We start from the raw sequence: 5,255 nt of genomic DNA on the forward strand, positions 1-5,255 counted from the left end.
CATTCAAGGCTCGAACAATGGGCTGATTCTCGGTTGGATATACCTGCTGTGTTCCTGCTGAATAGATTTGATAAACTTCGTTCAATCGAGCGACTGTTGTTTCAGTTACAATCCCCTTGCCCAGAATTTGTTGTGCGGTTTGATTCGCATAATAAGATTGTCCGTTAGCATTAACAACAAACACGCCTACTGGCACAGCTTCCAAAAATTTAGCAATTCTCTTTTCACTTTCGCGTAACTCCATTTCCGCTTGTTGGCGAGCGATAATTTCTTTTTGCAAATTCAAGTGAGTTTTGAGCCGCGCTAGTAATTCTTCCTTAGCAATTGGCTTGCTCAGATAATCATTCGCTCCCGTCTCCAATCCAGCGACCAAATCCGAAATGCGATTTTTAGCAGTTAACAGCACAATTGGTAGTTCGTACAGCGGCCAGGAAGAACGAATATTTTGCGTAACTTCATAGCCCGTCATTCTCGGCATCATCACATCTAGCAAAATCAGGTCGGGTCTGAGTCCGTGTTCGAGAGCGGCTAGAGCTTCCGGACCCGATGAAGCTTGGGAAATCCTATAGTTGTGTAACGATAAATAGTTTACTAAAACCTGTCGATTAACTAACTCGTCATCCACAATCAAAATGTGCCATGCTTCTTGCTCTGGACTTTTTAAATTCTGAGAATTAAACCCGTCCATTTCCTCAATTTGAAGTTGAGAGCTTAGGGGCGAGTCTATTCCGCGCTCCGAATTTTGAAAGAGATTATTGGCTTGTTCTCCAACCTTAAAATTTTCAGAATTCCACGTTGAGTTCTGTTCGAGCAGATAGCTTCTTGATTCGGAAACCGTTGCTAACTCAGTTTTTCTACCCCCTCGTAAACCCTCCGAAATGGGTAAGGTAAAAATAAACCGCGAACCGACACCAACAGTCGATTGAACGCTGATTTTTCCCCGATGCAACTCGACTAACTTTTTGGTCACGGCCAAACCTAAACCCGTACCGCCATAAACTCGATTCGTAGAGCCTTCTGCCTGTTCAAAAGATTCAAAAACTCGGTCTAATTTATCCTCTGGAATGCCGATACCGGTGTCGCGAACCGAAATAACCAGCTCGGTATCGACTAATTCTGCCGCGATTTCTACCGTGCCGCTATCGGTAAACTTAATAGCATTTCCTACCAAATTATATAGAATTTGTTGCAGGCGATTTTCATCAGCGTTTGCAGGCGGCAAATCAGGAGGAATTGTATTAATTAATTGCAAATTCTTTTTTCCAATTAGAGGTTGGCTGTGAGTCAGCACAATTTCGACAATTTCTCGCGTTCCGATGGGGTTAAGTTGAAGTTTAATATCTTTATGTCTAATTTTAGAAAAATCTAAAATATCATTAACTAGGTTACTTAAACGCCGAGCGCTAGCCACAATTAAATTTAAATTGAAGCGAGCTTGTTGAGGCAGCGAACCCGTCGCGCCCTCAATTAAAGTCTCAGCAATACCAATAATTCCATTGAGGGGAGTACGGAGTTCGTGGGATGTATTGGCGAGAAACTCATCTTTCAACTGATCGAGGCGTTGCAATTCAGTATTTTTTGCTTCCAGATTGGCAAATGATGCTTCCAACTGTTCGTGGGATGATTCTAATTCTCGAGTCATCTGATTGAAGGCACGGGCGAGGATGCCAATTTCGTTTTTAGTTTGAATAGGAGTTGTAGGTAAAGACTTATAATTTCGTTTCTGGACTTCGGCACTCACCAAGCGAGCCGTGTGAGTAATTGCCATAATCGGTTGAGTAATTTGACGAGCTAAGAGAAATATCCCAAGCGTCAATATTACAGATAAAATCGTGCCGTTTAGCCAGATCGATTGAGCGAGTTGGCGTGCGGGATCAAAGGCTTCTCTTTGGCTGATTTCGCCGAGCAATGCGACATCGCGATCATTCAGCCAACGATAAACTCCAATTGATGGCACTCCTCTGTAATTCTTGTAAAGTCCTTTACCACTCTTCCCCCCCAAAGCCTCAGCAATTCCTTTGCTATTAATGCCATCTGGAAATTCATCCGAACCAAACTTTTCAGCCGAAATAAAACCAATTTGACTGGATAGACTACTGCCTACGTTCGCGGCTAAATAAGTTTCTCCCGTTTCTCCCAAACCCGATCGCTCTCTGATCAGGCGATCGACCCGATCTAAGTTTAAATGTGCGCCCAGCATTCCCAATCTTTTGCCCGAGGAGTCTAAAATTGGGGTTGTTAAGCTAATTAACGGTTTTTCTAGAGAGAGTGCGCGGTAAAAATTGGATTTAACAATGTCCGTCGGCTCGGAAGTGACTTCACTAAGTTGAACGAGAGGTTGATATTTGTTGATTTCAGCAGCGTTAGTAGAAATAAGAGTTCTGCCTCCTTCAGTCATGATAAAAAGGTCTTGCAGCCCCGACTGATATTGTTGAAAGGAGTTCAGAGATTCTTGAAGACGAGCTTGTGCTTGTTGATGCTCTGATTTAGTGCTGCTAGAACTCAGCAGTATTTTAATTTGACTGTTGACTTCTGGAGCCCGAGCAATTGATAGAACATTATCTCTTTGGTTAAGAAGCCAGTTTTGCAATCCATCTTCCTTAAGGGAAACGGCAATATCCAGTCGCTCAAAAACAGATTGTGTCAGGGCTATTTTAGCACGCTCAAAAGCAAGATATCCGACTAGTGAAAGGGCAATAAAAGACAAAAGTAAGAAAACACTGACGAGCTGAACCAACAAGCTTTTTTTCCAGAATTTCATAATGTTTTCGATTAATCGCGGTCGTTATTGATTCATCTCTCCCCACTGAGCAAATATCTTCTCAATCTTCTCAATGGCTTCGTCAGCAGCAGCTTCTGGCGAGAGACCATTGACAACAACACGCTTCATTGTTTGACCCCAAATATTTTCCCTGTGAACCTCAGAGTAAGCTGGATTGATAACTCTATTTAGGGGACGGGTGGGATTATCTCTCAACTGCTTTGCTGCTACAAAAACATGAGGGTCTGCGGAATCGCTCCAAAAGGCATCTTGCCAAAGTATAGGCATGACTGGATACCAGCGTCCTGCCGCATTCTTGAAATAGTCTTTTAAAATTTCAGGCTGTACTAAGTACGACAAAAAATCCTTGGCAGCTTGTTGATGTTTAGATTCGGCAAAAAGTAGCAACTGTTTGATCGCAACTAAATAAGTCATCTGTTCTCCATTTGGCTTCTTAGGAAACTCAGTTGTTACCATCTGGTTCAAGTAAAGGTCTTTGTCTTTTTTTTGAGAAGCGGGAATCGACATGGTAGTGTTGTCCGCCAGAATTGCAGTTTTATTAAGGAACGCGATATTATTATCCGAACTTCGCCAGTTGACGCTATCAGGAGGAACATATCTATCCTTGTAAAAACGGGTTACCCAGTCCAGCGTGTTAATCAACCCTTGGCGAACCCCTGGATTGTCTAATTGAAGCCGACCTTTTTCATCCATCAGCTTGACATCGTAAGCTTCCAAAAATTGCTCAAACCCATAAAAAGTATCGTTTGTTGCTTCTGTTCCCATCGGTAAAGCTAAACCGTAAACTTTTTTTCCTTGAGCTTCTAAAGCATCCTGAGCTTGTTTCCAAAACTCCCAAAAAGCATCCCATTCTTGGGGAATATTGGCTTCGGTAAAACCCGCCTCGGTTAGCAAATCGCGCCAGTAGTGGAGATGAACGGAATTTTGCTTGAAAGGAACGGCATAGTCACCAAACTTTTTAAGTTTTTTGTTATACATATGGACAGATTTGAGCGCGGTGGGACTATAGATATCTCGCAACGGTTTTAGTACATCCGAAACATCTACCAATTTACCTTCCCAAGCCCAACGCTCAGTGTGTGCGGAGTCGGTTTCCAGTGAAAAGACCAGATCGGGAGGGTTGCCTGCTTTGAGAGCTGCAATCGTAAGTTTGTCGATATCGTCCTCGCTAATAAGTTCTAGTTTTACAGGAATCCTGCTTTTTTTATGCCAGTCTGCAACAATTTTTTCAATAGACTGATTTTCCTGTGGAAAGTAACCTTGATTCCACCAAATTGTTAGAGGGCGATCGCGAGTCTGTACTTCTGATGTTGTCTCGATCGTCTGATGGGTACAAGCCGTTAAGAGGAGGGCGATTAGGAAGAATAGAGTCCATAAATATTGACGTAACATCATCGTTTTTTGTAGACTTTGTAAAAGTAACAAATGTAACAGAGAAATCACTTAAATTAGGGTACTCGTATAACCGCTAGATGGCTAAGCTGATGTACGTTTAAATTGGGTATTCTTTGCTCTTAGAATGACCACAAAGTCGACATTCCATGCCTGAGTGCAGGTAATAGTGAATTACTTAACTGTACCAAACCCACATCAATCTGACGCACAACCCCTTTGACGAATTTAGGTATCCCAATTTAAATGCCGAACAGCTTATATCCACTTGCAAGCAAAATCTTCTTGGTGTCTGCGACTCCAGAAATGATTGTTAGACCAGCGCTGCTCTTGCAAATATTGAGATCGAAGCATAGAGAGATATTGGTAAAAGGTGCGTTCTGTTAAGATTTGATACGCTGGCAAGGCTTCTGGACGCTTCTTGAGAGAATCGGCGATCGCGTTACCTGCATAATAGCCGCCTCCTAAAGCAGAACCAATGCCGTAAGACGAAATTGGGTCGTAAGCAAAGGCTGCATCGCCCACAGCTAGCCAGTTTTCTCCAACAGGCGGAATTAGGCAAGAAGTGTGTGCGGGTTTGACTAAGATGCCTTTATGGGCTGGCGGGAGGAAGTCACAAGGAAAAAGGGCTTTAATGAGCTGTGTTTCTTGAATGTTTTGCCAGTATCTCTCGATTTTCTGCATGGATGGATTGCACAGATCGGCATCAGTCATAAACACCGTAACCAAGCGTCGATCTGTAAGCAGGGCTGCATACCACCAACCAGTGGGGACAGCTTCTATGTGGGTAAAATGAGGAATATGCTCGGTTATTTCTAAAGAAAAGTAACAAGCCAATCCCAGCAGGCGATCGCAAAATTTTCTCGGTGCGCCGAGGCGACGATTCAACTTCCCCGTTCTTCCCGTTGCATCGACTAAAAACCGAGCTTTAACGAATTGTTTTTTACCTTGATGTTGCAGCAAAATCTGCCATTCTGCTTTATTATAATCAGCTTCAAGGAACTTACAATCTTCAAACCACTTCGCACCCCGACTCATAGCAAGCTGCAAGAGTTTTTGTTCAAAATCCGCTCGGTCGAGA

3 protein-coding genes are annotated in these 5,255 nt (G+C 43.0%); all 3 read right to left on the bottom strand.

The genetic code is table 11. The features are described from left to right. Positions 1-2,740, bottom strand: a 2,740-nt coding sequence (locus tag LC574_RS25170) for an ATP-binding protein (RefSeq protein WP_229456274.1), incomplete at its 3' end; no start/stop codon positions are given. Between the two features lie 45 nt (positions 2,741-2,785). Beyond that, positions 2,786-4,177 (bottom strand): ABC transporter substrate-binding protein, encoded by a 1,392-nt coding sequence (locus LC574_RS25175; protein WP_229456275.1) that lies wholly within the window; start codon positions 4,175-4,177, stop codon positions 2,786-2,788. 255 nt (positions 4,178-4,432) lie between these two features. Continuing rightward, on the bottom strand, positions 4,433-5,255 hold an 823-nt coding region (locus tag LC574_RS25180), incomplete at its 5' end, for an NAD(P)/FAD-dependent oxidoreductase (protein ID WP_229456276.1).

The sequence above is a fragment of the Nostoc sp. CHAB 5715 genome, assembly GCF_020829685.1.
Classification (GTDB): Bacteria; Cyanobacteriota; Cyanobacteriia; order Cyanobacteriales; family Nostocaceae; genus Nostoc.

What these genes read in the sequence shown, in the direction of transcription:
- LC574_RS25175 (WP_229456275.1), bottom strand. Translation starts at nt 4,177, where the DNA reads ATGATGTTACGTCAATATTTATGGACTCTATTCTTCCTAATCGCCCTC.